This window comes from Pseudomonas sp. IT-P253, from assembly GCF_949768125.1.
Lineage (GTDB): Bacteria > Pseudomonadota > Gammaproteobacteria > Pseudomonadales > Pseudomonadaceae > Aquipseudomonas.
The window spans coordinates 24,321-50,589 of the sequence record NZ_CATKPT010000011.1 but is presented as its reverse complement, the minus strand read 5'-3'; the positions used below and the strand labels follow the sequence as shown (position 1 = coordinate 50,589).

Here is a 26,269-nt window from a genome sequence, read left to right as displayed (position 1 = left end):
GTGCTGCATTCGGCCACTGCCCATGAAAGGGCCTCGAGAAACCGACTTTGCGTATCAAGCGGTGTATCGATACCTGACCCAGTTGATCGGCGAGCCCGCCAGCGAAGATCGGGTCCGTCTGCCATCGCTGCGGCAGTTGGCAGCACGCCTGGGGGTGTCGATTTCGACCATTCAGTACGCTTACTCGCTACTGGAGAAGGAAGGGCGCGTGTATTCGGTCGCCAAGTCCGGCTACTACGCCTTTGCGGTGTCCACCCTCAACACGTTCAGCAGCGGCAATGACCTGCTCGAAACCGTCTACGTCAACGCCAGGCGTCCCGGAATGCTGGTTTTGAGTGCCGATGAGCCGGCGTTGTTGCAACCGCTCGACAGTCCGTTGTTGCTCCTTGAGAGGGAGCTGTTGCGCCAGTATCCGCGCCAGCCGCAACCGGCTTCGCAACCCTGCGGCGAACTGGAACTGCGTGCCGCACTGGCGGCACGCTATACCACGTCGCCAGTGCGCTGCTGGCATGCCGACGATGTCTATATCGGCGCAGACCTTCGCGGCGTGCTGGAAATACTGATCGCGGTGTTGAGCCTCAAAGACGCGACAATGGTGGTGGAATCGCCGTGTGACTGGGCGATTCTGCGTTTACTCCAGGCCGCGGGCGTCAGAGTGCTCGAGCTGCCGGTAGAAGCCAACGATGGCCTGGACCTTGAGCGGCTTAAGGAACTGTTGGAGTCGGAGCCGGTGCGACTGGTGATGCTGTCTTCCGGGCTGAATATGCCGCGCGGTAGCCTGGCGCCCGATGACAACCGGCAGGCCGTCGCGCAGTTGCTGGCGCGACACGGCAGTTGGGTGTTGGAGAACGACTGTTACGGGGAGCTCGGATTCGAGCCAGACAGTCTGCGCTTTCGTGACCTGCTGAACCCGAATCGGCTATTGGTGTTTTCCACCTTCGAGAAAATCATCGGGCCGGAGGCACCTTACGGCTATTTGCTCTCGCGGCATCTGCGCGAGGAATTGCAACGCCACTTTCTGCTGCGCTCGTTCCGCCTGTCACCCATTCGCCAGAAAGCCATTGCTCGTCTCTACAGCAGCGGACGTATCGACCAGCACCTTCAGGTGTTACGGCGGTTGCTCAAGGATCGCAAGGTGCAGATGACTCAGCTGTTGCAGGAGCGTTTGGGCGATGCCTTGCAATTCGTCGAGCCTCAGGGCGGTGCAACGATCTGGGTGCGTTCACTGCGCCAGGTTGATGTTCGTCGCGTGTTCCAGCGCCTGCTCAAGCACCAGGTGGTGATCGCGCCGGGAGAACTGTTCAGTCTTCAAGGGCTGCACACGCAACATTTACGCCTGAGTCATACCTTCGCCGGCGATCATGACCTGAGTGCCGCACTGGGCCTTTTGGGGACTGCCCTGCGCCTGGAATCGATCGATTGAGGCAACGCCAAAACATCCGCGACACACGTGGATCGATCCCATCGCGTTACGGTCAAACTGCCAGTAAACTGCATCCCTATTCCTGAACCACTCTCTCAGAGGTTTTGCATGACACTCAGTCCTTTTGCGGGCAAACCGGCACCGGCAGAATTGTTGGTCGACATCCCGCGACTGGTAACGGCTTATTATACCGGCCAGCCCGATGCCGCCATCTCCACCCAGCGCGTAGCCTTTGGTACGTCCGGGCACCGGGGTAGCTCGTTCGACTTGAGTTTCAACGAGTGGCACGTTCTGGCCATCAGCCAGGCGATCTGCCTGTATCGCGAAGCCCAAGGTATCGACGGCCCGTTGTTCGTCGGCATCGATACCCACGCGCTGTCTACCCCGGCAGGTGCCAGCGCCCTGGAAGTGCTGGCGGCCAATGGCGTGACGGTAATGATTGCCGAAGGCGACGAATACACGCCGACGCCCGCTATTTCCCATGCGATTCTTTGCTATAACCGCGGTCGTACTTCGGGTCTGGCAGACGGCATCGTCATCACGCCGTCCCACAACCCGCCGCAAAGCGGTGGCTACAAATACAACCCAACCAATGGCGGGCCGGCCGATACCCACATCACCAAGTGGATTGAAGCAAAAGCCAATGAACTGCTCGCCAACAAGCTCGCCGGCGTCAAGCGCATCAGCTATGAGCAGGCCTTGAAGGCCAGTACGACCCATCGACACGACTACCTCAATACCTATGTCGCCGACCTGATCAACGTGATCGATTTCGATGCCATTCGCGATGCCAAGCTGCGGCTGGGTGTCGATCCGCTGGGCGGAGCAGGGGTGCGCTACTGGTCGGCGATTGCCGAGCATTACAAGCTGGATCTGGACGTGGTGAACACGCAGGTCGATCCAACCTTCCGCTTCATGACCGTCGATTGGGATGGTCAGATCCGCATGGACCCTTCGTCCACTCACGCCATGCAGGGCCTGATCGGGCTCAAAGAGCGCTTCGATGTGGCGTTCGGCTGTGACCCCGACCATGATCGCCATGGCATCGTGACGCCGTCCGGTGGTTTGCTGGCGCCGAACAACTACCTCGCGGTATCGATCGACTACCTGTTCCAGAACCGGCCGCAGTGGCGCGCCGATGCGGCCGTGGGCAAAACCGTTGTCAGCAGCGGCTTGATCGATCGCGTCGCAAAACGTTTGGGTCGTCGCCTGTACGAAGTGCCGGTCGGCTTCAAATGGTTTGCTGATGGCTTGTTTGACGGCTCGCTGGGCTTTGGTGGCGAAGAAAGCGCCGGTGCCTCGTTCCTGCGCAAGGATGGCAGCGTCTGGTGCACCGACAAGGATGGCTTGATTCCGGCACTGCTGGCGGCGGAGATGACTGCCCGCACGGGTCGTGATCCAAGCCAAGCCTATCGTGCACTGACTGACGAGTTGGGCGAACCGTTTTCGGTGCGCGTCGATGCCAAGGCCAATCCTGAGCAGAAAGCACTGCTGAGCAAGTTGTCGCCGAATCAGGTCACCTCGACCCAACTGGCTGGCGAAACGATCCAAAGCATCCTCAGCCACGCGCCGGGGAATGACCAGGCCATCGGCGGCCTGAAAGTCATGACCGAAAATGGCTGGTTCGCAGCACGTCCGTCGGGCACTGAGGACATCTACAAGATCTACGCCGAAAGCTTTGTGAGTGACGACCACCTCAAGCAACTGGTGGCAGAGGCTCAAACCCTGGTGGATGGCGCTATTTCTGCGAAGTGATTGAGGGACTCTTCGCGGGCAAGCCTCGCTCCTACAGAGTTGCGTCGATCACGTTGTTGTGGACGACACATATCCCGTAGGAGCGAGGCTTGCCCGCGAAGGCGATAGCACGAACAAAAAGGGGCGACTATTACGGCCGCCCCTTTTTTTGACACAGTGTTTACAGCATCAAGCCAGGTCCACCAGAACAATTTCACTGTCCTCGATGGCGGTCACTCGCAACACCTGCTCATCCGCAATCGCAACACCATCGCGAGCGTGTGCACGCAAGTCATTGACTTCAATCACGCCAGTGGCCGGCACGAGGTAGGCACGACGTCCACTGTCCAGATGATACTCGGCGGACTCTCCGGCCTTGAGGTTCGCCGCCACCAGTCGCGCATCGGCACGAATCCGCAGGCTTTGATCGTCACCGGCCTTGCCGCTGGCCAGTGTCACGAAACCTTCGCGCTGGCCTTTCGGGAAAGGCTTCGCGCCCCACGAGGGTGCCAGACCGGTTTCATTCGGAATGATCCAGATCTGGAAAATCCTGGTTTCGGTGGCTTCCATGTTGTACTCGCTGTGGGCGATCCCGGTGCCGGCGCTCATGACCTGGACGTCGCCCGCTTCGGTGCGTCCTTTGTTACCCAGGTTATCTTCATGGGTGATCGCGCCTTCACGTACGTAGGTAATGATCTCCATGTCCCGGTGCGGGTGTTTCGGGAAGCCGGTGCCGGAGGCAATCACGTCGTCGTTCCACACTCGCAGGTTGCCCCAATTCATCCGTTTTGGGTCATGGTACTCGGCGAACGAAAAGTGGTGATGCGCATCCAACCAGCCATGGTGCGCGCCGCCCAGGGCGTTGAAAGGTCTGAGTTCGAGCATGATCGTCTCCTGAAAAGAGGGTTGATGGCGAACATCATCCATCAAGAACTGATCGATAAAAAGCGTAAAAAGTGCCTCAATACAATCGATAAATTTGATATTGGTTCACCTCGAAATGTTCTCGGCCAACCTTCACTTCATCGTATAAGCCAATGAGCTATAAGCATTTCACTAGAACTCGACGGCAAATGCAGACACCATAGCCCCAACAGCCTCACACCCTGGAGACAGTCCGCGTGCCGCAACACACCCCCGATCTTCCTCCTGAACTTCGCCCCTTGGCTGAGATGCCACTGCTCAAGCGTCTGGCCGCCCGGTTCTTTGGCCACGGCCTGACCCGCCTGCGCGCACAACACCGCGCGTCCTGGCTGCACGGTCAGGCCGACGGCTTCCGCAGTGGTCACAGCGCCGGAGTGGATTATGGCTATAAAGAGGGCAAGCTCGAGGGTTTGGAGGAGGGCCGGCAGGTCTTGTTGATACGGGACTCGCGTTCCACCGAACACCGGCCACCTCAAGTCGATGAAAACCTGTTCGATGATTGGCGCCTGCCCTTGAGCGCTGAGCTGAAAAAGCGCATGAAGGCCGATGTCGCCCGATTGCTTGCGCCACACGCCCAGCCCAGCGCCGCGCAGTGGAAAATGATCTTCAGCGATACGCCTTCAACGTCTGTAATCGCCGGCGCCGGTGCGGGCAAGTCAACGACTCTGGTCCTGCGCATTCTGCTGCTCACCCATTATTTGGGCTTCGAGCTGAGTTCGATGACGGTCGTGACGTTTACCCGTGAGTCGCGCAAGGACTTCATTAATAAGCTGGTCGAGTTGTTTGCACTTTGGGGACGGATGCTCAGTGTCAAAGAGGCGCGGGATCTGGTTCGCACCTTTCACTCGCGTATTCTGCCGATGGTTCGCAGCCTGCCAGGCTTTGAGCGGCTGCAAGCCTTCGAAAACCTCAGTCTGCGCTTACAACAAGGTGATGAGGAGGTCGACAGTAATCCGTTTGACCTGCGAATCAACGACGCCCAGCGCCAGCAGCTCAACGCCTGCTACCACAACCTGCATGCCCGCGATGAGCGTTTCCGCGATGCGATCAAGCCGTTGTCGCGGCATGCCTTGCAGCTCAAGGAGTTGGAGCGCGATCATCCGGACGTGCAAAAGCGCATGGCCGTTACCGAACTGGCCGCCAAGCGAGACGAAGAGCTTTGCGACGCCATTGAAGACCTGTGGTTTCGCGCTAATGCCTGGCCGATCAAGGGCATCGAGCCGAATCGCCAGTCGTTCGACATTAACGGCTCGACGTTTCATTGCCATGGCTACATCCCGAGTCTGGACGCCTGGGTCGTACTGGGTTTCGATCCTCGGGAAAATCCACAGCTCAGTCGTCCCAACGCAAAACTGACCTTGCGGGCAGAGTGGGCTGTAAAGCGCACGTTGTTTCAAGCTTTCTGTCGTAAACCATTGATATGGCTTGATAGTTACGAATCTTCAAGGCGAGTGCTGGCCTCGATTGCTGGCGATGCCAGCGCGGGGCCGGGTTTCGATTACAAGGTCAAGGGCGAGCTTGGTTCTGCGCCGTTGCTGGACTGTTTTGTTGCCGCCGCGGGGTTTATCGAGAACCTGGGGCTGGATGTACCGAACGCCGTCGGTCAAATGAGTTTTGCCAAGGACGATCCCGACCGGTTTTTCTTCGAGGCCTTGAGCCTGTTCTGGAGGGCGCTGGAAGATCATCTGCTGGATCAGAAGCCCCCGATCATGACGTACAACCGGATGTTTGCCTTGTTCAGCGAGCATTCCCCGGAAAATCTGAAGCTGCTGGGCGATGAGCTGCTCAGACCGATGTCGCACCTGATGATCGATGAATTTCAGGACGTGTCGCCGCAGATCGTTTCCTGGATCCGAGCCAGCCTGGCAGAGATCCGCAGTCGTGGACCGGCCATGCACGTGGGGCGCGGCGCCCAGCGTTCGTCATTGCTCTGTGTGGGCGATGACTGGCAGTCGATCTACGGCTGGCGCGGTAGCTCACCGACGTACTTCATGGAGTTCAACAAGGAATTCCCATCGCCCAGCACCACCAAAGTCATGCTCGGCGACAACTATCGAAGCCACCAGCACATTATCGATGCCGCCGAACACATCGTTCGCGCGGCCCCCGCGATCGCCGGCAAAAAGGCCAAGGCCGGCGGCGAGCCCAAGGCTTTACTGCCGGTGAACGTGCATGATCGGGATGATCAGGGCATGGCCAAGCGTTTGATCGAACACTACAGACAGGGCGATTCCATCTTGATGCTTTATCGAAAAAGCAGCGATAAGTTATTGATAGAAGAGCATATTAAGTCCGTAGTTAATGTGGATTCTAGCTTGCCATACGAGGCGCGAAGGCTCAAACAACTGACCTATCACAGCGCCAAGGGCCTTCAGGCTGACGCAGTGTTCTTGCTTGGAGATTGCCAGCATCTGACCAGTTCGCCTTACAAAAATCAGGTTTACCGTATGGCGGGTTTGGGCAAGGTCGGCGATAGCGAGGCTTACGACACTGCTCAGAAAGACGAGATCCTGCGACTGGCTTACGTTGGCATCACTCGGGCGGTGAGTCATTGCTACTGGTATGTCGATGCTCAGGACACCCAGGCGGTGAATCTGCCGAAAGCCTCTGACCGGATTGGCAAGGGCAAGGCGTTCTTTGCTGATCATCGAGAAGGCAAGACAATGGCGTAAGCATCAAAAGATCGCAGCCTCTGTAGGAGCGAGCTTGCTCCTACAGGGGGGACGCAATTCCCATGTAGGAGCTGCCGCAGGCTGCGATCTTGATTTTGAGAACAAGAAAAAGCCCACATTATGTGGGCTTTTATAGGTTTGCCTGAAGCGTCAGGCATAACTCCTAAGAGTCATTGGTGGAATGAACGCTTCAAGCTCATCCTCCACCGCTTCAATTATTAGCTCCACATCTGCAGCATTCATGACAGGTGCACAGGGGATGCCGGCAATGGCGATCATGGTCTCGCCCGTGGCACGGTCAAACAGACGGGCAATCATACTGCCCGGCGCATCCATGCTCGCCTCGAATCCCATGGGATGAAAATGCCAGCGCATCAGCTGACAGGCGTTTGGAAAAGTGACCTTGCTAAACCCTTTATTCATATGTTGCCCGCCTTCTTCATCGAGCGCGTCCATTAGCTCACGTGAGGAGGGAAGAGCCTTCATTGGCTCAACCGGTGTCTGCCATTAAAAGTAGCACCCGGATGTGAAAATATTGTGGAATTTTCAGTCCGTTTAGCGATTGCCGGCGCATTTTTGATGCGGGTCACTTAAAGCCGGGCTTGTCGCGAAAAGTGAAGATTGATTAGTCATTGAAGCCACAGCCGTTCTTCGGCAAGCTCGGCCTTTTTTCTCGCCGAGTCCTTTATGCACGCCGATTTGGATGGTCCGCAGCAAACACAAGCTACCGGCGAGACGGTCATGCGTTACCACCTGTGCTGGAAACACCGGGACCTGGACGGCGTCATGGCGCTGTATCACCCGGACATCCAATACAATGACTTTTTCCAGAACCGAGTGATGGCGCTGGACGAATTACGCGAGTATGTGCGCAGCAGCATGCCCCGCAACCCCGACGAAGCACTGGAGCATTCGGACCGTATTCGCCTCGACGGTAATACTGCGTTCATCCAGTACCAAATGACGTTGCGCGGCGGCGAAGGGCTGGTGTCTTTCCGCTCCAGTGAGGCCATTACAGTACGTGACGGGTTGATCTGGCGCGTCAACGAATATGCCTCGCTGGTGCGCGAACAGCCTTCAAGCAGCGCAGCCGCAAACTCGCGCCCGGCCGTCAGTCGGCTTGGGTTGTCGCCACGTCAGCTGAGTTTCATGGCAGAAGACCTGCAACAGTACTTCCAGCAGCAACAACCTTATCTCGACCCTGAGCTTGACCTGCAGCAGGTGGCGAAGGAGTGCGGGTACAGCCGCAATCAAATCTCCTATTTGCTGAACCAAGTGCTCGGCCAAAGTTTCTACCGTTACGTCAACCGGGCGCGGTTGCAGCATCTGCTTGCGGCACTGGACAGCGCCACGCCGCCGCTGCGTATCGACGATCTGGCCTTTGCCGCCGGGTTCAATTCGTTGTCGGCGTTCTACAGCTGTTTCCGTCAGCACACCGGGCTCTCGCCCAAAGCCTACGTCAAACAAATTTCTTTGCGTGCACGCGCGCAAGACAGCCTCTAAGTCCGCGCACTAGGATCATCGCCATCGAAGTTTGAGTGGCGGAGTCATACATGCCGGCGTGGCGCACTATCAGTTTGTGGATGGACCAACTCGACGAGCCATTGCTGGCGCGTCCGGCGCTGGAGCAGGATCTGGACGTCGACGTTGCCATCATCGGCGCGGGATACACCGGCCTGTGGACCGCGTATTACCTCAAGCGCCAGGCCCCGGACCTGAACATCGCCATCGTTGAAGCGCAAATCGCCGGGTTTGGCGCCTCAGGGCGCAATGGCGGCTGGTTGATGGGCAACATTTTGGGCGAAGATCGCCTGCTCGCTGATTTGTCGCCCGAACAGCGCCGGGCGTCTTTTGATCTACTGCACAACATCCCTGATGAAGTCGGGACTGTCCTTGAACGTGAAGGCATTGACTGCGATTACCGAAAAGGCGGGGCGCTGTATTGCGCCGCCCGCTATCCGGAACAAGAAGCCAGCCTGCGGCACTATCTGGACAGTCTCTACCGCCAGGGCCTGACCGACAGCGATTACCGCTGGCTCAGCCCTGAGCAACTGGCGTTACAGATCAGAATCGCCAAGCCCTATGGCGGAATCTATGCACCGCACGTTGCAACGATCCATCCGGCAAAGTTGGTGCGAGGTCTGGCGCGGACCGTGGAACGCATGGGCGTCAGGATTTACGAAAACAGCCCGGTCACTCAGTGGCAGTCGGGTAGCTTGCGTACAGCCAGGGCCCAGGTCCGTAGCCGCTGGATCGTCCCGGCGGTTGAAGGGTATGCGGTCGACTTGCCGCCGTTGGGGCGTTATCAGTTGCCGGTGCAAAGCCTGATCGTCGCCACCGAGCCGCTGTCCGCCGCGACGTGGGACGAAATCGGCCTGAGTCACGGCCAGGCCTTCGGCGAAAGCAGTCGTCAGGTCACCTACGGCCAGCGCACGGCAGACAACCGTCTGGTGTTTGGCGCACGCGGCGGTTATCAGTTCGCCGGCAAGCTTCGCCATGATTTCAACCTGACCTCCCACGAAGTGGAACTGCGACGCTATCTGTTTGGCGAACTTTTCCCGCAGCTCAAGAATGTGCGGATCACGCACGCCTGGGGCGGCAATCTGGGCATGTCCCGACGTTTCAAGCCCCACATGCTTTGCGATCAGGCCAGCGGCATTGCGATTTCCGGCGGTTATGGCGGGGAGGGCGTGGGCGCCAGTAACCTCGGCGGGCGGACGCTGGCGGACATGATCCTGAAGCGCGACACCGAATTGGTGCGCCAGCCGTGGGTCATCCCGCAGGGTGGTCTCGACGCGCTCAAGGCCTGGGAGCCGGAACCTTGCCGCTGGCTCGGCTACAACGCGATCATCCGCAGCTTCGTCCACGAGGACCAGACCCTGGCCAACCCGGCCACCGCGCCATGGCGCCGCAAGCTGGCCAGCGGCGTGGCGGGGTTCATGGAAGGTTTCATGCACTAAACGGCGCGCTCTTCATCTATAGGCTTCATCGACAGGTACTCCCATGAGCATCACGCATTTCAAGAACACTGCAACCCTGAAACTGGACGAATCCAGCCCGGTCGCCGTGCCATTGGGCACGCCCGTGGCAGTGGCTTCGACCACCAGCGTCGAACGCGACGACGGTGTCGAAACCGGTGTCTGGGAGTGCACGCCCGGGCGCTGGCGGCGACAGATCGTTGCCCAGGAGTTCTGCCACTTCATCCAGGGACGCTGCACCTTCACCCCGGACGACGGTGAAACCTTGTACATAGAAGCCGGCGACGCACTGATGTTGCCAGCCAATAGCCTCGGCGTCTGGGATATCCAGGACACCGTGCGCAAGACCTACGTTTTGATTTCTTGATTTTTGAACTTCTGATTGCCTGCCAACAAAAAAAACCACACAGGAATCGACTCATGATCCGAAAGACACTGACCCTGGCGCCACTTGCACTCGTCGCGACCCTCAGCCACGCGGCCGAGACCGTCAAGATTTACAACTGGTCGGACTACATCGCCCCGGACACTACCAAGAACTTTGAGAAGGAGTCCGGCATCGCGTTCAGCTACGACGTCTACGACAGCAACGAAACACTCGACGGCAAGCTGATGACTGGCAAATCCGGTTACGACGTGGTGTTCCCGTCCAACCATTTCATGGCGCGCCAGATTCAGGGCGGGGCGCTGAAGAAGCTCGACAAGAGCCAATTGCCGAACTGGAAAAACCTCAATCCGGTGTTGCTCAAGGCTTTGCAAACCAATGATCCAGGCAACGAACACGGTTTCCCATACCTGTGGGGCAGCACCGGCATCGGTTACAACATTGCCAAGGTCAAAGCGGTGTTGGGCGATAGTGCCCCGGTGGATTCCTGGGACCTGATTTTCAAACCCGAGAACATGGCCAAGCTGCAAAAATGCGGCGTGGCCATTCTCGACAATGGCCCTGAATTGCTGCCGGCAGCGTTGAACTACCTGGGGCTGCCGCATCACAGCAAGAATCCTGAAGACTACAAAAAAGCTGAAGCGCTGCTGATGAAAGTCCGGCCTTATGTCAGCTATTTCCACTCCTCGAAGTACACCAGCGACTTGGCCAACGGTGACATTTGCGTGGCGGTCGGCTTCTCCGGCGACATCCTGCAAGCCGAAAACCGCGCCAAAGAAGCCAATAACGGGGTCGACATCGGCTATTCGATTCCCAAGGAAGGCGCCGCTATCTGGTTCGACATGGTCGCCATGCCGGCCGATGCCCCGGACGAAAAGGCCGGCTACGCCTTCATGGACTACCTGCTGCGCCCGGACGTCATGGCCAGCATCAGCAACTACGTTCACTATGCCAACGGCAACGCACAGGCCGACAGCCTGATCGATCCCGCCATCAAAAACGACACCAAGGTTTATCCGAGCGCGGAGATGATGGGCAAATTGTTTGCGCTGGAAGCGATGCCGCTGAACATCGACCGGATTCGCACGCGGGTGTGGAACAAGATTCGGACGGGGAGTTGATGATTCATATTTTGTAGCCATTCCAGTCAGTCGGGCGAGCAGGCAGCGCTGTAGATTCCAGACCTGCTATCTATTGATGAGGAGGCAATGGAATGCCTGTCTGTCTGAATGCGGGAAATCTGCGCGTTGGCCGTTTTTCTGAACCTGGACGTATCTATTTGCTAACGGCTGTCGTTCACCAGCGGCAGCCGTTTTTTGCCAACTGGCGGATGGGTAGGTTGGTTGCTTTGCAGCTGCGTCAGGCACAAGAAGAAGGATGGGCCGATTTTTTAGCGTGGGTAGTGATGCCGGACCATTTCCACTGCCTTGTGCAACTGCGCGACAAAACGTTGGCCGAGCTGATGTGCCGAATAAAATCCCGAAGCAGCCTTGCGGTCAATTGTGCGTTAGGGCGGCGAGGGAGGTTATGGCAGAAGGGTTACCATGATCGCGCAGTTCGCCGGGAGGAGGATCTGAAAGGGCTTGCTCGCTATGTGATTGCCAATCCCGTACGGGCAGGACTGGTGACACGCGTTCACGATTACCCGCTGTGGGATGCGTGTTGGTTGTAATGGTATTTACGTCTGCTGCGCAGCCGGACGCAGCCTTCGGCAGCTGCTACAGAGTGGCGCAGCCTGCGTTCGGGCGCGTAGCGGTCGTGGTTAGTTAATCTTCCTTACGTATTGTGGCCACGTCATTGGAGTTGACCCTGATCTTGGCCCCGGAAATATCTTCGAACTCGAAGAAACCGTCCTTGGTCTTGGTTTTAGGCATGTCCTTGGTCAAATACTGGGTGCCGTTTTGAAGAGTGACCACCGTTGGCGTCGAGCACCCGGTCAGGGCCAGAAAGGCCGCTACTGCCAGGGGCAAACCCAGAGTCTTGATGTTCATACCCACCTCTCATAATTCAAAAAAAACACAGTGCGACGGCTTCGAACGAGCTTCATCTTCACTGTAGCTCTAACGCGTTTGGTGCGATGGATCGTCAGAAAGTTCGACAGGTCTGCGAAAAAAACCGAACAGCGCCGCCGCTTATCTTTTTCCGTTTGCACGTGGCAGGGCGTACTGGTATCTGTACGCATAACCAGTATTCGCTTGCCATGGCCCATTGACTCCGTGACTGAAAATCCTCTCGACGATCCGTTCTACTACTTGAACAACTTCATGCAAGTGATTGATTGGCTTGAGCATCGCTATGCCGACGTATTGAGCGTCGAGGAGCTGGGCTTTATCCGCGATTTCCATCGGCTGCCCCGCGATTCTAAAGCGTTATGCGTGCGGATGGTGATGCGCAAGGGGATTCATTTTCGTGCGAGCAAGCTGCATTACGTCGAGATTGGTGACATCGCTCTTGCCGCTGGCCCCTTGCTGGCGCTGGGCTGGATCGATGAGCATTGTCCGCTGCCGATCGAGGCGTTGTTCGATGTGCTGCTCAAGGCTGAAATACTCCAGTGTTTTGGCGCCGTCATCGATCAACCCAAGGGCAAAAAGACGGATTGGCTGCCGACGTTGAGCGAGCGGTTCCCCGAAGCTCAGGCCTTCGCTCAGTGGTGCGCGCCACTGGAAGACCGTTTGTTCAGCCTGACCATCATGGGCCTGTGCGACCGTCTGCGCTTGATGTTCTTTGGCAATCTTTACCAGGACTGGTCCGAGTTCGTGCTGGCCGACCTTGGCATCTTTACCTATGAAAAAGTCGAGTTCTGCGCCGACTCCCGGGGGTTACGCAGCCGCGAGGATGTGGACGCCTGCCTGTTCCTTCATGACTGTCAGCAGGATTTCGAGGCCGGTGAGGCGGTGGCCGAGGTTGTCGAGCGCATCAACGGACTCGTGCTGTCCAACCCCTGGCTGCAAAGGCGTCGCGGCAAGCTGTTGTTTCAGATCGGTCAACACTGCGAGCGCATCGCGGCGTTTTCCACGGCCCTGACGATCTACCGTGACTGCGCCTATCCGGGCGCGCGCGTGCGGCTGATTCGCGTACTGGAACGCTGCGCCGAGTATCAACTGGCGCTGGGGCTGGCCACGCAGGCCGAGCAAGCGCCGGAAAGTGCTGCCGAACAGCAGCAATTGCAGAGGGTACTGCCCCGTTTGCGACGCAAACTCGGCGGTCCGGCGATCAAGCGGTCGTCCCCTAGGGAAATGGTGCGCCTGGACCTGCAACTGCCCAGAGTCGACCCCGCGCTGTCGGTGGAACATTACGTTCAGGCGCAGCTGGCTGAAGATTCGGCACCGGTGCACTACGTCGAGAACAGCCTGATCAATTCATTGTTCGGCCTGCTGTGCTGGCCGGCAATCTTCGCGCCTTTGCCGGGCGCGTTTTTCCACCCGTTCCAGCGCGGGCCGGTGGACCTTCTGAACGAGGACTTCCATGTTCGCCGGGCGGACCTGTTTCAGGCGTGCCTCGCTGAACTCGATGACGGTCGCTACGTCCAGACGATCCGCGAGCGCTTTACCGCGAAGTGGGGCGTGCAGTCGCCGTTCGTGTTCTGGGGCGTGTTGAGCGAGGAACTGCTCGATCAGGCGCTCGATTGCCTGCCGGCCGACCATCTCAAGCATTGGTTCAATCGCCTGCTGCTCGACATCAAGGCCAATCGCGCCGGCATGCCGGACCTGATCCAGTTCTGGCCGCAGGACAAGACCTACCGCATGATCGAGGTCAAAGGCCCCGGCGATCGCCTGCAGGACAACCAATTGCGCTGGCTGGAGTTCTGCCATGAACACCAGATGCCGATTGCCGTTTGCTACGTGCAATGGTTGGAGCAGGACGCGTGAGCTACAGCATTGCCGTGCGGGCGTTGTGCGAGTTCACCGCCAAGGTTGGCGACCTCGACCTGCGCTTTACCCCGTCGCCCACGGCCCTGGAAGGGATCGTCGGGCACCGCACGGTGGCATCGCGCCGCCGCGAGGGCTACCAGAGTGAAGTCGCGCTGGAAGGCGCGTACCAAACGTTAAAGATCAAGGGCAGGGCGGACGGCTACGATCCCGCGCAAAACTGCCTGGAAGAAGTCAAAACCTATCGCGGTGACCTGAGCAAGCAACCGGCCAATCACCGCCAGTTGCACTGGGCACAGGCCAAGATTTACGGCTGGTTGATGTGCCAGAAACTGGATCTGGCGCAGATCAATCTCGCGCTGGTGTACTTCGACGTCACCAGCGAAAAGGAAACCTGTTTGGTCGAGGCATTCAGCAGCGAAGCGCTGGGACAGTTCTTCGAGCAGCATTGCGCGCTGTTCCTGCACTGGGCCGAGCGGGAAATGGCCCATCGCGAATCACGTAACAGCGCGGCGCAGCAGTTGGCGTTTCCACATGCCGACTTTCGACCGGGGCAGCGACACCTGGCGGAATCGGTGTTCAAGGCGGCCAGCACCGGTCGCTGCCTGATGGCCCAGGCGCCCACAGGGATCGGCAAAACCGTGGGTACGCTGTTTCCGATGCTCAAGGCTCTGGCGCCGCAGCAACTGGACAAGGTGTTCTTCCTCACCGCGAAAACCCCGGGGCGCAAACTGGCACTGGACGCTGCGCAGGTCATTCTTGATAGCGCCGATACGCCGCCATTGCGGGTACTTGAAATGATTGCCCGGGACAAAGCCTGCGAGCATCCGGACAAAGCCTGCCATGGCGACGCCTGTCCGCTGGCCCGGGGTTTTTATGATCGCTTGCCGGCTGCTCGCCAAGCCGCCAGTGAGGTGGCGCTGTTGAATCAGAGCGCATTGCGCGAGGTGGCCCTGAAACACGACGTCTGCCCCTATTACCTGAACCAGGAAATGGCCCGCTGGGCAGATGTGGTGGTCGCCGATTACAACTACTACTTCGATTTCAGCGCGTTGCTGTTCGGCTTGGCCCAGGCCAACAACTGGAACGTTGCGGTGCTGGTGGATGAGGCGCACAACCTGGTCGAGCGCGGCCGGCAGATGTATAGCGCCAGCCTCGACCAGGCGACGCTCAATGGCGTACGCAAATCGCCCCCGCCAGCATTAAAAAAATCGTTGCAGCGCGTCAATCGAGAGTGGAACGCCCTGCATAATCTGCAAACGGGCGCCTATCAGGCTTACGACAAGGCGCCGGAAAAGCTGTTGCAGGCGTTGTCGGCTTGCACGGCCAGCATCGGCGACTACCTCAACGATCACCCGCAGGGTCTGGACAACGCATTACAGACCTTCTATTTCGACATGCTGCAATTTAGCCGGGTGGCGGAGCTCTTCGATGAGCAGTTCCTGTTCGACATCAGCAAGCGCAACCTCGACCGCAAGCGCAATCTCTCGCAACTGTGCTTGCGCAACGTGGTACCCGCCGGGTTGATCCGCCCGCGCCTGACGGCTGCACGCAGTACCGTACTGTTTTCTGCAACGCTGAGCCCGCGTCACTATTACGCCGACCTGCTGGGGACACCGGCCAATACGGTGTGGATCGATGTCGAATCACCGTTTCACGCCGATCAGTTGCGCGTCCACATCATCAGCCAGATTTCCACGCGGTTCGTCCATCGTCAGTCATCGCTTGCGCCCATTGTCGAGCTGATTGCCCGGCAATTCACGCAACGCCCTGGCAACTACCTGGCGTTTTTCAGCAGCTTCGACTATTTGCAGCAAGTGGCGCAGTTACTGGCGCAGACACATCCGCAGATCAAACTGTGGTCGCAGTCCAGAGGCATGGGGGAAGGGCAACGTCAGGCCTTTCTCGACCAGTTCACCGCCGACAGCCAGGGCATCGGTTTTGCGGTGCTGGGTGGGGCCTTTGGTGAAGGCATCGACTTGCCCGGCGCGCGACTGATCGGTGCGTTTATCGCCACCCTTGGACTGCCTCAACTCAACCCGGTCAACGAGCAGCTGAAACATCGCATGGCGGCGATTTTCGGGGCCGGTTATGACTACACCTACCTGTTTCCCGGTGTACAGAAAGTCATCCAGGCGGCGGGGAGGGTGATCCGCACTCAGCATGATCAGGGAGTTGTGATGTTGATTGATGACCGGTTTGGTGACAGTAAGGTGAAGCAGTTATTGCCGCGTTGGTGGACGGTGAGTCCAGCGATTTGTCACGCTGTACCGGTCAGCAGTTGAACCCAATCGGCAGCGAAGCGATGGCAGTCTCCGGGCCAGCGCGCGGTCAACAGCTGGCCATCACGGACTGTGAAACCGGGTTGCAGCCGGTCTGCCGAATCACGCACCGCTAACAATGGGCCCCGCAGGAAATCCGTTGGGCTGGACAGCGCAGCCGTGACTTCTTCCTCAACGGTTTGCGGATACGTGCGGTAATAACGACCCAGCCAGGGCGCTGTCATTACCCAGGCAGGTAACTCCATGGTCGCCGCCAGCAACGCGGTGACCTTGCGCCCATGTAACACCGAACGCCCGCTGTCGGGATCGAGCGTGCGGGCCAACACCAGCACGCCATGGCAGACGGCGGCTACCGGTTTGTCTGCCTTGAAGAAGTGCAGGGCAATCGCCCGGGCCTGCTCGGATTCGAGCAAACTGCGCATACCCTTGGCATGCCCGCCCGGAATCAGCAGCCCGGCGAATTGTTCAGGGTCGACGTCGGCATAGGCCAGTGGCCGGCGAAACCAATCGTCTACGCTCATCCGGGCGTAACTCTCAAGGTCGGCGTCGCGCGTCATCAGCAGCGGGTTCAGTGGACCAAAGCCGATATCCACCAGCCGGGCGTCGGCATAGGCCGGCAACCCCGCAGGCGTTGCGAAGCGCGCGTCGAGGCCGGCAAGGCGCATCGCCTGCCAGGGCACGCTGCTTTCGGTGGGATCATAGTCCGAGGTCGGCAACAGAATCAGGATCATCGGGACGCCTTTTATCGAGCAGTAATGGCTGTTGGCATCGAGCATAAATGGAACGAAACCCACGCTCTACTGTTCAACAGTATTGTGGCTTTGCAGTCCTGCGGTTTGTCGCAAACTTCGTGCAGATAACAATGACAGGTGTAATCGATGACTGATATCCAGTCCAAGCCCGGTTCTATCGAGGACGGGCGCTTTCGGCTGTTGATCGATGCGGTGATTGATTACGCGATCTATATGATTGACCCCGATGGCATCATCACCAGTTGGAACGCCGGGGCCAAGCGTTTCAAGGGGTTTGAAGAGGCGGAGATTCTCGGTCAGCACTTCTCGCGCTTTTACACCGACGAGGATCGCCGTGCAGGGTTGCCCCAACGTGCGCTGGATACGGCGATTCGCGAGGGACGTTTCGAGGGCGAAGGCTGGCGGGTGCGCAAGGACGGCTCGCATTTCTGGTCCCACGTGGTGATTGATCCGATTATTGATCCGTCGGCCAAGTTGCTGGGGTTTGCCAAGATCACACGCGACATCACCGAGGCGACACAAACACAGCAAGCTCTTGAAAAGACTCGTGAAGCGTTGTTCCAGGCGCAAAAAATGCAGGCCGTTGGTCAACTCAGCGGCGGTATTGCCCACGACTTCAATAATTTGCTGACGGTCATCCTCGGTAATCTGGAAATCATCCGCAAACGCGTGGGAGATGATCCGAAGATTACCCGGCTGGTCGACAACGCCACTCAGGGGGCCATGCGCGGCGTATCCCTGACCCAACGCATGCTGGCGTTCGCACGGCGTCAGGAACTCAAGTTCGAATCGGTGGAATTACCGACGCTGGTGGAAGGGATCAGCGGCCTGTTACGCAGTTCTCTCGGGCCTTCAGTGATATTTGAAACACACTTTTCACCTGACCTCGGACCGGTCATGGCCGACGTCAATCAGCTTGAACTGGCGGTGCTGAACCTTGTGACCAATGCCCGCGATGCGATGCCCGATGGCGGTAAGATCGTTATCAGTGCGAGGGTGGAAGACGTCCGCGATCAAACAACGTTATCGGTGGTCGCTGGCCGGTATGTCTGCCTGAGCGTCACCGACACGGGCGACGGAATGGATGCCGACACCCTGGGCTGCGCAATGGACCCGTTCTTTACCACCAAAGGGGTCGGTAAAGGCACGGGCCTGGGCCTGTCGATGGTTCACGGTTTTATCGAGCAACTGGGCGGGCAATTCGTTCTCAAGAGTCTAATAAACGAAGGCACAACGGCTGAACTCTGGATTCCCGTCGCTACCACTGCATCGGTCGTCAAACCCGTTACCGACGCGGCCAAAGCGACACCCGTGTCCGGGCTGTGCGTGTTGATCGTGGACGATGACAGCCTGGTGCTCACCAGTACCGGCCTGTTGCTTGAAGACCTCGGGCACCGGGTCATCAGTGCAGCGTCCGGTGCACAAGCGCTGGCACTGTTCGAAGCCAGGCAAGACATCGATCTGGTTATTACGGACATGGCCATGCCAAAAATGAATGGCGCGCAACTGGCACAAACGATCCGGTTCATGAAGCCGAGCCTGCCGATCATTCTCGCCACCGGTTACGCCGAGCGCCTGGAAGGCTTTGCGGCGGACCTGCCGCGCCTATCGAAACCCTTTACCCAACTTAATCTGGTGGAAGTCATAGCGTCGACCATGAAGTGACGATGACTCAGGCTGAACCTGAAAAAAAACCAGGCCCGGCATATGCCGACAATGCCATTGTAGGAGCAAGCTTGCTCGCGATGGTCGTCAACGATAATTGGCTAAACGCAGCGCTCTTGAGTCCATCGCGAGCTAGCTCGCTCCTACAGTAGTGGCTTGCAGCCAGTTCCCAGCAGTTTTTTGGCCTGAGGAAACACTTCCGTGTCCTCAGGTGCGGACATGACGACCTCCTCAGCGGCCCATGAATGGGCGCTTAACGTATGGAGGGAGGAAGATTTGTCCGGGGTTCATTTAGTATGCCGGACTCTAGAGGCGTGTCGTCGTAGCAGCTGGCGAAGCCTGCGTTCGGCTGCGCAGCAGTCGTAAACCCTGTGTGCACGGTCTTCCTGAAGCACCGTGGTTGAATGGCTTTACGACTGCTGCGCAGCCGAACGCAGGCTTCGCCAGCTGCTACGGTTGCGATCGCAAGATGGGATTGCTCGCTCCCACATTGATCTGCTTTGTCTTGCGAAACCTTTATGTTCAGACCTTGCGTTGGAGCAAACTGCGCTCCATCCGCGCAATACCTTCTTCAAGCAAGGCGCGCGGGCAGCCAAAGTTCAGGCGTACGAACTGTTGGCTGTCATCGCCAAAATCCAGCCCCGCGCTCAAACCGACTTTGGCCTCGTCAAGGAAGAACTGCTGCGGGTTATCCAGCCCCAGCGCCGAGCAATCGAGCCATGCCAGATAAGTACCTTGTGGCACATTGATCGTTACACCCGGTAGACGCGTGCGCACCGCCTCCACCAAGTAATCCCGGTTGTCTTGCAGGTAAGCCTTCAATCCAGCCAGCCAAGGGCCGCCTTCGGTGTAGGCCACACGAGTCGCTTCCATACCCAGCGGGTTGACACTGTCGACCATGCCGCAGCGGGCGTGGTTGACCCGCGCACGCACTGCAGCGTCTTGAATAATCATGAAAGACGTCTTCAGACCGGCAATGTTGAAAGCCTTGCTCGCCGACATCAGCGTAATGGTGCGCCGGGCGATTTCCGGGCTCAGGGTGGCGGTGGGAATGTGCACGCGTGCGTCGAAACACAGTTCGGCATGGATCTCGTCAGAGATGATCCACGCGTCCTGTTCCTGGCAAATGTCGGCGATCGCTTGAAGTTCTTCACGCGGGAAGACTTTGCCCAGCGGGTTGTGCGGGTTGCTCAGCAGCAACGCGCCGCCGCCGGCCAGGGACTCGCTCAAGGTAGCGAGCGGCGTGGCATACGTGCCGTCAGCCAGCGCCTCGAAATTCAGCTCGACCTTGTTCAGCCCCCAATGCCCCGGCGCGTGGCGTAGCGGTGGGTAATTCGGCACCTGAACCACAACGTTCTGCTGCGGCTGGACCAGCGCCTTCAGGGCCATGTTGAAACCTGACTCTACGCCCGGCAGGAAGATCAACTCCTCAGGTAATACGCGCCAGGCGTATTTGTTCCAGAGGTCGGCAACGATGGCGTCGCGCAAATTATCCTGGGGCACGCTGTAGCCGAGCATCGGATGTTCGAGGCGTTTTTGCAGGGCCTCGCGGATCACCGGCGGCGCCGCGAAGTCCATGTCGGCCACCCACATCGGCAACACGTCCGCCGGGTAGCGGCTCCACTTGGTACTGCCGGTGTTGTGGCGGTCGAACACCTGATCAAAATCGAAAGTCATGCTCAGTCTCGTAACAGCAGGTTGGTTATGGCGGTCATGATAAACGCCAACCCCCTGTAGGAGCGAGCCTGCTCGCGAAGGTGTGTCAGTCGACACCAAAGTAGCTGACACACCTTCGCGAGCAGGCTCGCTCCTACAGTTGATGTGATAGCGCCCGACGGTCGGTTTTCAGGCAGTCAGTTCTACCATTGACTAAAGTTTGTAGTGTCGGCAGTCAAGCTGCCGTGACCGTGTTTGCCCAGAGAAACCCGGCAAAAATACCGGGTATCTACCTAATCAAGGAGTGCACGATGGACCTCAACCGTCGTCAGTTCTTCAAGGTCGCCGGTATCGGCCTTGCGGGCTCGAGCCTCGGCGCGCTGGGCTTGCTCCCCGCGCCAGCCTTTGCCGAGCAAGTGCGTCATTTCAAACTCGCCCACACCCATGAAACCCGCAACACCTGCCCGTACTGCTCGGTCGGTTGTGGCTTGATCATGTACAGCCAGGGCGACCAGGCGAAAAACGTCACCCAAAGCATCATCCACATCGAGGGCGACGCCGACCACCCGGTGAATCGCGGCACGCTCTGCCCGAAAGGCGCGGGCCTGCTGGACTTCATTCACAGTCCCAGCCGCCTTCTGTACCCGCAGGTGCGCAAGCCCGGCAGTACCGAGTGGACGCGCATCTCCTGGGATCAAGCGCTGGATCGCATCGCCGACCTGATGAAGGCCGACCGCGACGCCAATTTCATCGAGAAGAACGCGCAGGGCCAAACGGTGAACCGTTGGCTGACCACCGGCTTCCTCGCGGCCTCGGCGGCGTCCAACGAAGCGGGCTACATCACCCACAAGGTTATTCGCAGTCTCGGCATGCTGGGGTTCGATAACCAGGCGCGTGTCTGACACGGTCCGACGGTGGCAAGTCTTGCCCCGACGTATGGCCGTGGTGCCATGACCAATACCTGGACCGATATCGGTAACGCGAATCTGATCCTGGTGATGGGCGGCAACGCAGCAGAGGCGCACCCGTGCGGTTTCAAATGGGTGACCGAAGCCAAGGCGCACAACAAGGCGCGGCTGATCGTGGTCGACCCGCGTTTTACCCGGACCGCCTCGGTGGCCGACTATTACGCGCCCATTCGCACCGGCACCGACATCGCCTTCATGGGCGGGCTGATCAATTACCTGTTGACCGAAGACAAGATCCAGCACGAGTACGTGCGGGCTTATACCGATGTGTCGTTCATCGTCAAAGCCGGGTTCAGTTTCGAGGACGGGATCTTCAGCGGTTACGACGTCGCCAAACGCCTGTATACCGACAAATCCGGCTGGGGTTATGAAGTCGGTGAGGACGGCTTTGCCAAAGTCGACCCGACATTGCAGGACCCGCGTTGCGTTTATCAGCTGATGAAAACCCACTACAGCCGCTACAACATCGACCTGACCAGCCAGATTTGCGGCATGCCCGTGGACGCGATCAAGAAGATCTGGGAAGAAATCGCCACCTGCTCGCAACCGGGCAAGACCATGACGATTCTCTACGCGCTGGGCTGGACCCAACATTCCATTGGCTCGCAGATCATTCGCAGCGCGGCCATGGTGCAACTGCTGCTGGGCAACGTCGGCATGCCGGGCGGGGGCGTCAATGCCTTGCGCGGGCACTCCAACATCCAGGGCCTGACCGACCTTGGCTTGCTCTCCAACTCGCTGCCCGGCTACCTGACCCTGGCCACCGATGGCGAGCAGGACTACAACGCCTACATCACCAAACGGACGCTAAAACCGTTGCGGCCAGGGCAGTTGTCGTATTGGCAAAACTACGGAAAATTCCATGTCAGCCTGATGAAGTCCTGGTACGGCAACAATGCCAGCGCCGAGAACCACTGGGCCTATGACTACCTGCCCAAACTCGACATCCCCAGCTACGACATCCTTAAAATGTTCGACCTGATGGGGCAGGGCAAGGTCAACGGCTACATGTGCCAAGGCTTTAACCCGATTGCGGCGTTGCCGGACAAAAACCGGGTGATGGCGGCGCTGGCCAAGCTTAAATGGCTGGTGGTCATGGACCCACTGTCCACCGAAACCTCGGAGTTCTGGAAAAACGTCGGGCCATATAACGACGTGACCAGCGCCAACATCCAGACCGAAGTCATTCGCCTGCCCACGACCTGTTTCGCCGAAGAGGACGGTTCCCTGGTCAACAGCAGCCGTTGGCTGCAATGGCACTGGAAAGGTGCCGACGGCCCGGGACAAGCACAGACCGACATCAAGATCATGAGCGAGTTGTTCCTGCGCCTGCGCAAGCGTTATCAGGCCGATGGCGGTGCGTTTGCAGACCCGATCCTGAAATTGTCGTGGCCGTACAAAATACCCGACGATCCTTCACCCGAAGAACTGGCCAAGGAAATCAACGGCTACGCCACCACCGATTTCACCGACGCCACGGGGGCCGCGGTCAAGGGCAATACGCAACTGGCCGGTTTCGCCCAGCTCAAGGATGACGGCAGCACCGCGTCTGGCTGCTGGATTTTCTGCGGCAGCTGGACCGAAATGGGCAACCAGATGGCCCGGCGCGACAACAGCGATCCGTACGGCATGAAGCAACACTTGGGCTGGGCCTGGGCCTGGCCGGCGAACCGGCGGATTCTCTACAACCGTGCCTCATGCGACCTGCAAGGCAAACCGTGGGCGGACAACAAACGGTTGGTGTGGTGGAACGGCAAGGCCTGGGCCGGCACCGATGTACCGGACTTTAAGGTCGACTCGCCGCCGGAAGCCGGGATGAACCCGTTCATCATGAACCCCGAAGGCGTGGCGCGGTTCTTCGCCGTCGACAAGATGAACGAAGGGCCATTCCCTGAGCACTACGAACCGTTTGAAACACCCATCGGCATCAACCCGCTGCACCCGACCAACAAGAAAGCCACCAGCAACCCGGCGGCACGGATCTTCGACTCGGTGTGGGACACCCTCGGCGTGGCCAAGGATTACCCCTATGCCGCGACCAGTTACCGGTTGACCGAGCATTTCCACTTCTGGAGCAAGCATTGCAAGCTCAACGCGATTACCCAGCCAGAACAATTCGTCGAGATAGGCGAAGTGTTGGCCAAGGAAAAGGGCATTGTCGCGGGTGACAAAGTACGGGTCAGCAGCAAGCGCGGGTTCATCGAAGCGGTGGCGGTGGTGACCAAGCGGATTCGTCCGCTGCAGGTCAACGGCCAGGTGGTGCATCACATCGGTATCCCGTTGCACTGGGGGTTTACCGGGCTCACGCGTCACGGCTATCTGACCAACACCCTGGTGCCGTTCCTCGGCGATGGCAATACCCAGACCCCGGAATCCAAGTCGTTCCTGGTCAATGTGGAGAAAATCTAGATGGCCAGCCAAGACATCATCGCCCGTTCGGCTACCACGACTGTCCCGTCTTCGGTGCGCAATCAGGAGGAAGTGGCCAAGCTGATCGACACCACCAAATGCATTGGCTGCAAGGCCTGCCAGGTCGCCTGTTCGGAATGGAACGAGCTGCGCGACGAGGTCGGCCACAACCTCGGCACCTACGACAACCCGCAGGACCTGAGTGCAGAAACCTGGACCTTGATGCGCTTCACCGAGCATGAAACCGATGCCGGGAATCTGGAATGGCTGATCCGCAAGGACGGCTGCATGCATTGCGACGAACCGGGTTGCCTTGCGGCCTGCCCGAGCCCGGGGGCGATCATCAAGCATGCCAACGGCATCGTCGATTTCGATCAGGACCATTGCATCGGCTGCGGGTATTGCATCACGGGTTGCCCGTTCAACATCCCGCGAATTTCGCAAAAAGACCACAAAGCCTACAAATGCACGCTGTGTTCGGACCGTGTGGCGGTGGGGCTGGAGCCGGCTTGCGTGAAAACCTGCCCGACCGGCGCCATTGTGTTCGGTACCAAGGAGGACATGAAAGAACATGCCGCCGAGCGCATCGTCGACCTGAAAAGCCGGGGCTTCGAAAACGCCGGATTGTACGACCCGGCCGGGGTGGGCGGTACTCACGTGATGTACGTGCTGCACCATGCCGACACACCACAAGCGTACGCCGGGCTGCCGAAAGATCCGGCGATCAGTCCGTTGGTGGGTTTGTGGAAAGGGCTGAGCAAACCCTTGGCCTTGCTGGCCATGGGCGCGGCGGTGCTGGCCGGGTTCTTCCACTACGTACGGACTGGTCCGCAGCTCGTTGAGGAAGATGAGCATCCGACGGTTAATGATCCGGCGGTGCATGAAGTCGATCCGTCGGTGCACACCTATGATCCGCGTGGGGAGGACAGACCATGATCCGTAAACAGATCCTTCGTTACACCTCAAACCAGCGCACCAATCACTGGCTGGTGGCGATCCTGTTTTTCATGGCGGCGCTGTCCGGGCTGGCGTTGTTCCATCCAGCGCTGTTCTGGTTGAGCAATCTGTTCGGTGGCGGTCCGTGGACGCGCATCTTGCATCCGTTCATGGGTGTGGTGATGTTTGTGCTGTTTCTCGGCCTGGTGATCAGCTTCTGGCGGGCGAACTTTTTTATCCGCAACGACGGGCTGTGGCTGCGGCGAGTAGGGCGGGTGATAAAAAACGAAGAGGAGGGCGTGCCCCCCATAGGCAAGTACAACCCGGGGCAAAAGCTGCTGTTCTGGACGTTGCTGGCCTGCATGCTGGTGCTGCTGTTCAGCGGACTGGTGATCTGGCGCGCGTATTTCAGCCTGTACTTTGGCATCACGACGATTCGCTGGGCGATGTTGTTGCATGCGCTGGCGGGGTTTGTGCTGGTGCTGAGCATCATCGTCCATATTTATGCCGGCATCTGGATCAAAGGATCGGTCAGCGCTATGCAGCATGGCTGGGTCAGCCGCGCCTGGGCGAAAAAACACCATGAACTGTGGTATCGCGAAGTGACCCGTGACGAAAACCCCGACCGGCCGATCAGCAAAAAAGGATAAGCACTTGGCGACGATTCTTGAGCCTGGAGAGATCGAAGCGGCGGCGAGTTCACCGCCGTTTCTGCACTTGCCACCGCACAACCTGTTCACCTTGCGTGCGTTACGCCTGGAAAAACTGGCTGACGGGCATCCATTGGCCGAGTACCTGCGGCTAGTGGCGGAGCTCTGTCACATACAGCAGAGCCTGATGGACGATCCGTCGATTGCGACGCCACTCGACCCCGAACGCTTGCGCCTTTGTCAGCAACACGGCTTGCCACCGTTTGCCGCCGACTCGTTGGTGCGTGAGGAGCATTGGCTGCCGTACCTCGAGGGTGTGTTGCAGCGTTTCCTGGCACGCCCGGGTTCTGCGATAGAGAACGCGGTCGCCGCGTTGCGCAACGCCAATAACGGTCAACGCAAAGCCTGGGCGATTGCCTTGCTCAGCGGTCAATATTCGCTGCTGCCAGCCGCTGCGGTGCCGTTTCTCGGCGCGGCATTGCAGGCCGCCTGGAGTCATTGGTTGTTGTGCACGCAAGACCTGGCGCTGAAACCCGGTGACAGCCTCAGTCAATGCCCGGCTTGCGGTTCGCCGGCCATGGCCGGGGTGATTCGCCATCGCGGCAAATACAACGGTTTGCGCTATCTGGTGTGTTCGCTGTGTGCTTGCGAATGGCATGTAGTGCGGGTCAAGTGCGTGTATTGCGAACAGAGCAAAGGCCTCGAATACGTCAGCCTCGATGACGACCGTCACGCGGCCGATCAGGCTCCGTTGCGGGCCGAGGTGTGCCCTGGCTGCAACAGCTACCTGAAACTGCTTTACCTGGAGAACGACGCCGACGCCGAAGCGCTGTCGACGGACCTGACCAGTCTCATGCTGGACATGCGCCTTGAGCAGGAGGGCTACCAGCGACTGGCGCCGAATCTGTTGTTCGCCCCCGGGGCAGACTGAGCACAGCGGCTACACTCAGGCGGTCAGCCGTTTTC

At 58.8% G+C, this 26,269-nt stretch carries 20 protein-coding genes; 15 read left to right on the top strand and 5 right to left on the bottom strand.

What is annotated here, in order from left to right; translation table 11 throughout:
- Positions 1 to 22 precede the first annotated feature (22 nt).
- Together ACM6IR_RS06020 and pgm are read left to right on the top strand one after the other, a co-directional pair.
- The gene (locus tag ACM6IR_RS06020) at positions 23 to 1,423 is read left to right on the top strand and encodes a PLP-dependent aminotransferase family protein (RefSeq protein WP_414907294.1); all 1,401 of its coding nucleotides are present in this window, start codon (positions 23 to 25) and stop codon (positions 1,421 to 1,423) included.
- Between the two features lie 108 nt (positions 1,424 to 1,531).
- The gene (pgm, locus tag ACM6IR_RS06015) at positions 1,532 to 3,178 is read left to right on the top strand and encodes a phosphoglucomutase (alpha-D-glucose-1,6-bisphosphate-dependent) (protein ID WP_414906849.1); all 1,647 of its coding nucleotides are present in this window, start codon (positions 1,532 to 1,534) and stop codon (positions 3,176 to 3,178) included.
- Between the two features lie 168 nt (positions 3,179 to 3,346).
- On the opposite strand, the gene ACM6IR_RS06010 is transcribed toward pgm, so the two are convergent.
- Positions 3,347 to 4,042, bottom strand: coding sequence for a pirin family protein (locus tag ACM6IR_RS06010; RefSeq protein ID WP_414906848.1), 696 nt, complete (start codon positions 4,040 to 4,042; stop codon positions 3,347 to 3,349).
- A 236-nt stretch (positions 4,043 to 4,278) separates the two neighbouring features.
- Here ACM6IR_RS06010 and ACM6IR_RS06005 point away from each other — a divergent pair, with 236 nt between their 5' ends.
- The gene (locus ACM6IR_RS06005) at positions 4,279 to 6,753 is read left to right on the top strand and encodes a UvrD-helicase domain-containing protein (RefSeq protein WP_414906847.1); all 2,475 of its coding nucleotides are present in this window, start codon (positions 4,279 to 4,281) and stop codon (positions 6,751 to 6,753) included.
- A gap of 150 nt (positions 6,754 to 6,903) precedes the next feature.
- Here ACM6IR_RS06005 and ACM6IR_RS06000 read toward each other — a convergent pair whose 3' ends face one another.
- The gene (locus ACM6IR_RS06000) at positions 6,904 to 7,176 is read right to left on the bottom strand and encodes a DUF1652 domain-containing protein (RefSeq protein ID WP_414907293.1); all 273 of its coding nucleotides are present in this window, start codon (positions 7,174 to 7,176) and stop codon (positions 6,904 to 6,906) included.
- A 264-nt stretch (positions 7,177 to 7,440) separates the two neighbouring features.
- Between ACM6IR_RS06000 and ACM6IR_RS05995 the strand changes: the two genes are divergently transcribed.
- From ACM6IR_RS05995 to ACM6IR_RS05975, 5 genes are all read left to right on the top strand, one after another.
- Complete coding sequence (locus ACM6IR_RS05995) at positions 7,441 to 8,256, top strand: helix-turn-helix domain-containing protein (protein ID WP_414906846.1); 816 nt, start codon at positions 7,441 to 7,443, stop codon at positions 8,254 to 8,256.
- A gap of 50 nt (positions 8,257 to 8,306) precedes the next feature.
- On the top strand, positions 8,307 to 9,713 hold the full coding sequence (locus ACM6IR_RS05990) for an NAD(P)/FAD-dependent oxidoreductase (protein WP_414906845.1): 1,407 nt from the start codon (positions 8,307 to 8,309) through the stop codon (positions 9,711 to 9,713).
- Between the two features lie 43 nt (positions 9,714 to 9,756).
- A complete protein-coding gene (locus tag ACM6IR_RS05985) occupies positions 9,757 to 10,098 on the top strand; it encodes a cupin domain-containing protein (protein ID WP_414906844.1) in 342 nt (113 codons plus the stop codon).
- 53 nt (positions 10,099 to 10,151) lie between these two features.
- The gene (locus tag ACM6IR_RS05980) at positions 10,152 to 11,237 is read left to right on the top strand and encodes a polyamine ABC transporter substrate-binding protein (RefSeq protein ID WP_414906843.1); all 1,086 of its coding nucleotides are present in this window, start codon (positions 10,152 to 10,154) and stop codon (positions 11,235 to 11,237) included.
- Positions 11,238 to 11,329: 92 nt separating this feature from the next.
- A complete protein-coding gene (locus ACM6IR_RS05975) occupies positions 11,330 to 11,788 on the top strand; it encodes an REP-associated tyrosine transposase (protein ID WP_414906842.1) in 459 nt (152 codons plus the stop codon).
- A 94-nt stretch (positions 11,789 to 11,882) separates the two neighbouring features.
- Here ACM6IR_RS05975 and ACM6IR_RS05970 read toward each other — a convergent pair whose 3' ends face one another.
- On the bottom strand, positions 11,883 to 12,107 hold the full coding sequence (locus ACM6IR_RS05970) for a YgdI/YgdR family lipoprotein (RefSeq protein WP_414906841.1): 225 nt from the start codon (positions 12,105 to 12,107) through the stop codon (positions 11,883 to 11,885).
- Between the two features lie 273 nt (positions 12,108 to 12,380).
- Between ACM6IR_RS05970 and ACM6IR_RS05965 the strand changes: the two genes are divergently transcribed.
- On the top strand, positions 12,381 to 13,985 hold the full coding sequence (locus tag ACM6IR_RS05965) for a VRR-NUC domain-containing protein (RefSeq protein WP_414907292.1): 1,605 nt from the start codon (positions 12,381 to 12,383) through the stop codon (positions 13,983 to 13,985).
- The gene (locus ACM6IR_RS05960; protein ID WP_414906840.1) at positions 13,982 to 16,270 is read left to right on the top strand and encodes an ATP-dependent DNA helicase; all 2,289 of its coding nucleotides are present in this window, start codon (positions 13,982 to 13,984) and stop codon (positions 16,268 to 16,270) included. The genes ACM6IR_RS05965 and ACM6IR_RS05960 overlap by 4 nt, the downstream gene beginning before the upstream one ends.
- Here the strand turns inward: ACM6IR_RS05960 and ACM6IR_RS05955 are convergent.
- Positions 16,246 to 16,998, bottom strand: coding sequence for a DJ-1/PfpI family protein (locus ACM6IR_RS05955; protein WP_414906839.1), 753 nt, complete (start codon positions 16,996 to 16,998; stop codon positions 16,246 to 16,248). The genes ACM6IR_RS05960 and ACM6IR_RS05955 overlap by 25 nt on opposite strands.
- 147 nt (positions 16,999 to 17,145) lie before the next feature.
- On the opposite strand from ACM6IR_RS05955, the gene ACM6IR_RS05950 reads away from it, so the two are divergent.
- Positions 17,146 to 18,684 (top strand): ATP-binding protein, encoded by a 1,539-nt coding sequence (locus ACM6IR_RS05950; protein ID WP_414906838.1) that lies wholly within the window; start codon positions 17,146 to 17,148, stop codon positions 18,682 to 18,684.
- 522 nt (positions 18,685 to 19,206) lie between these two features.
- On the opposite strand, the gene ACM6IR_RS05945 is transcribed toward ACM6IR_RS05950, so the two are convergent.
- On the bottom strand, positions 19,207 to 20,361 hold the full coding sequence (locus ACM6IR_RS05945) for a MalY/PatB family protein (RefSeq protein ID WP_414906837.1): 1,155 nt from the start codon (positions 20,359 to 20,361) through the stop codon (positions 19,207 to 19,209).
- 290 nt (positions 20,362 to 20,651) lie between these two features.
- On the opposite strand from ACM6IR_RS05945, the gene fdnG reads away from it, so the two are divergent.
- The 4 genes from fdnG to fdhE are packed head-to-tail and all read left to right on the top strand — an operon-like array spanning position 20,652 to position 26,234.
- The gene (fdnG, locus tag ACM6IR_RS05940; RefSeq protein WP_414906836.1) at positions 20,652 to 23,717 is read left to right on the top strand and encodes a formate dehydrogenase-N subunit alpha; all 3,066 of its coding nucleotides are present in this window, start codon (positions 20,652 to 20,654) and stop codon (positions 23,715 to 23,717) included.
- The gene (gene fdxH / locus ACM6IR_RS05935) at positions 23,718 to 24,653 is read left to right on the top strand and encodes a formate dehydrogenase subunit beta (protein ID WP_414906835.1); all 936 of its coding nucleotides are present in this window, start codon (positions 23,718 to 23,720) and stop codon (positions 24,651 to 24,653) included.
- Complete coding sequence (locus ACM6IR_RS05930; RefSeq protein ID WP_414906834.1) at positions 24,650 to 25,303, top strand: formate dehydrogenase subunit gamma; 654 nt, start codon at positions 24,650 to 24,652, stop codon at positions 25,301 to 25,303. The genes fdxH and ACM6IR_RS05930 overlap by 4 nt, the downstream gene beginning before the upstream one ends.
- Positions 25,304 to 25,307: 4 nt before the next feature.
- Positions 25,308 to 26,234 carry a formate dehydrogenase accessory protein FdhE gene (gene fdhE / locus ACM6IR_RS05925; RefSeq protein ID WP_414906833.1) on the top strand — a complete coding sequence of 309 codons (927 nt, stop codon included), beginning with the start codon at positions 25,308 to 25,310 and terminating at the stop codon, positions 26,232 to 26,234.
- Positions 26,235 to 26,269 lie beyond the last annotated feature (35 nt).

Bases quoted from the DNA above. Each gene is read 5' to 3' on its own strand.
- ACM6IR_RS05995 (WP_414906846.1), top strand. From the start codon at position 7,441: ATGCACGCCGATTTGGATGGTCCGCAGCAAACACAAGCTACCGGCGAG.
- ACM6IR_RS05955 (WP_414906839.1), bottom strand. From the start codon at position 16,998: ATGATCCTGATTCTGTTGCCGACCTCGGACTATGATCCCACCGAAAGC.
- ACM6IR_RS05980 (WP_414906843.1), top strand. From the start codon at position 10,152: ATGATCCGAAAGACACTGACCCTGGCGCCACTTGCACTCGTCGCGACC.
- ACM6IR_RS05965 (WP_414907292.1), top strand. From the start codon at position 12,381: ATGCAAGTGATTGATTGGCTTGAGCATCGCTATGCCGACGTATTGAGC.
- ACM6IR_RS06020 (WP_414907294.1), top strand. From the start codon at position 23: ATGAAAGGGCCTCGAGAAACCGACTTTGCGTATCAAGCGGTGTATCGA.
- ACM6IR_RS05985 (WP_414906844.1), top strand. From the start codon at position 9,757: ATGAGCATCACGCATTTCAAGAACACTGCAACCCTGAAACTGGACGAA.
- ACM6IR_RS05970 (WP_414906841.1), bottom strand. From the start codon at position 12,107: ATGAACATCAAGACTCTGGGTTTGCCCCTGGCAGTAGCGGCCTTTCTG.
- ACM6IR_RS06000 (WP_414907293.1), bottom strand. From the start codon at position 7,176: ATGAATAAAGGGTTTAGCAAGGTCACTTTTCCAAACGCCTGTCAGCTG.
- pgm (WP_414906849.1), top strand. From the start codon at position 1,532: ATGACACTCAGTCCTTTTGCGGGCAAACCGGCACCGGCAGAATTGTTG.
- ACM6IR_RS05975 (WP_414906842.1), top strand. From the start codon at position 11,330: ATGCCTGTCTGTCTGAATGCGGGAAATCTGCGCGTTGGCCGTTTTTCT.
- ACM6IR_RS05930 (WP_414906834.1), top strand. From the start codon at position 24,650: ATGATCCGTAAACAGATCCTTCGTTACACCTCAAACCAGCGCACCAAT.
- fdxH (WP_414906835.1), top strand. From the start codon at position 23,718: ATGGCCAGCCAAGACATCATCGCCCGTTCGGCTACCACGACTGTCCCG.
- ACM6IR_RS05990 (WP_414906845.1), top strand. From the start codon at position 8,307: ATGCCGGCGTGGCGCACTATCAGTTTGTGGATGGACCAACTCGACGAG.
- ACM6IR_RS06010 (WP_414906848.1), bottom strand. From the start codon at position 4,042: ATGCTCGAACTCAGACCTTTCAACGCCCTGGGCGGCGCGCACCATGGC.
- ACM6IR_RS05945 (WP_414906837.1), bottom strand. From the start codon at position 20,361: ATGACTTTCGATTTTGATCAGGTGTTCGACCGCCACAACACCGGCAGT.
- ACM6IR_RS05950 (WP_414906838.1), top strand. From the start codon at position 17,146: ATGACTGATATCCAGTCCAAGCCCGGTTCTATCGAGGACGGGCGCTTT.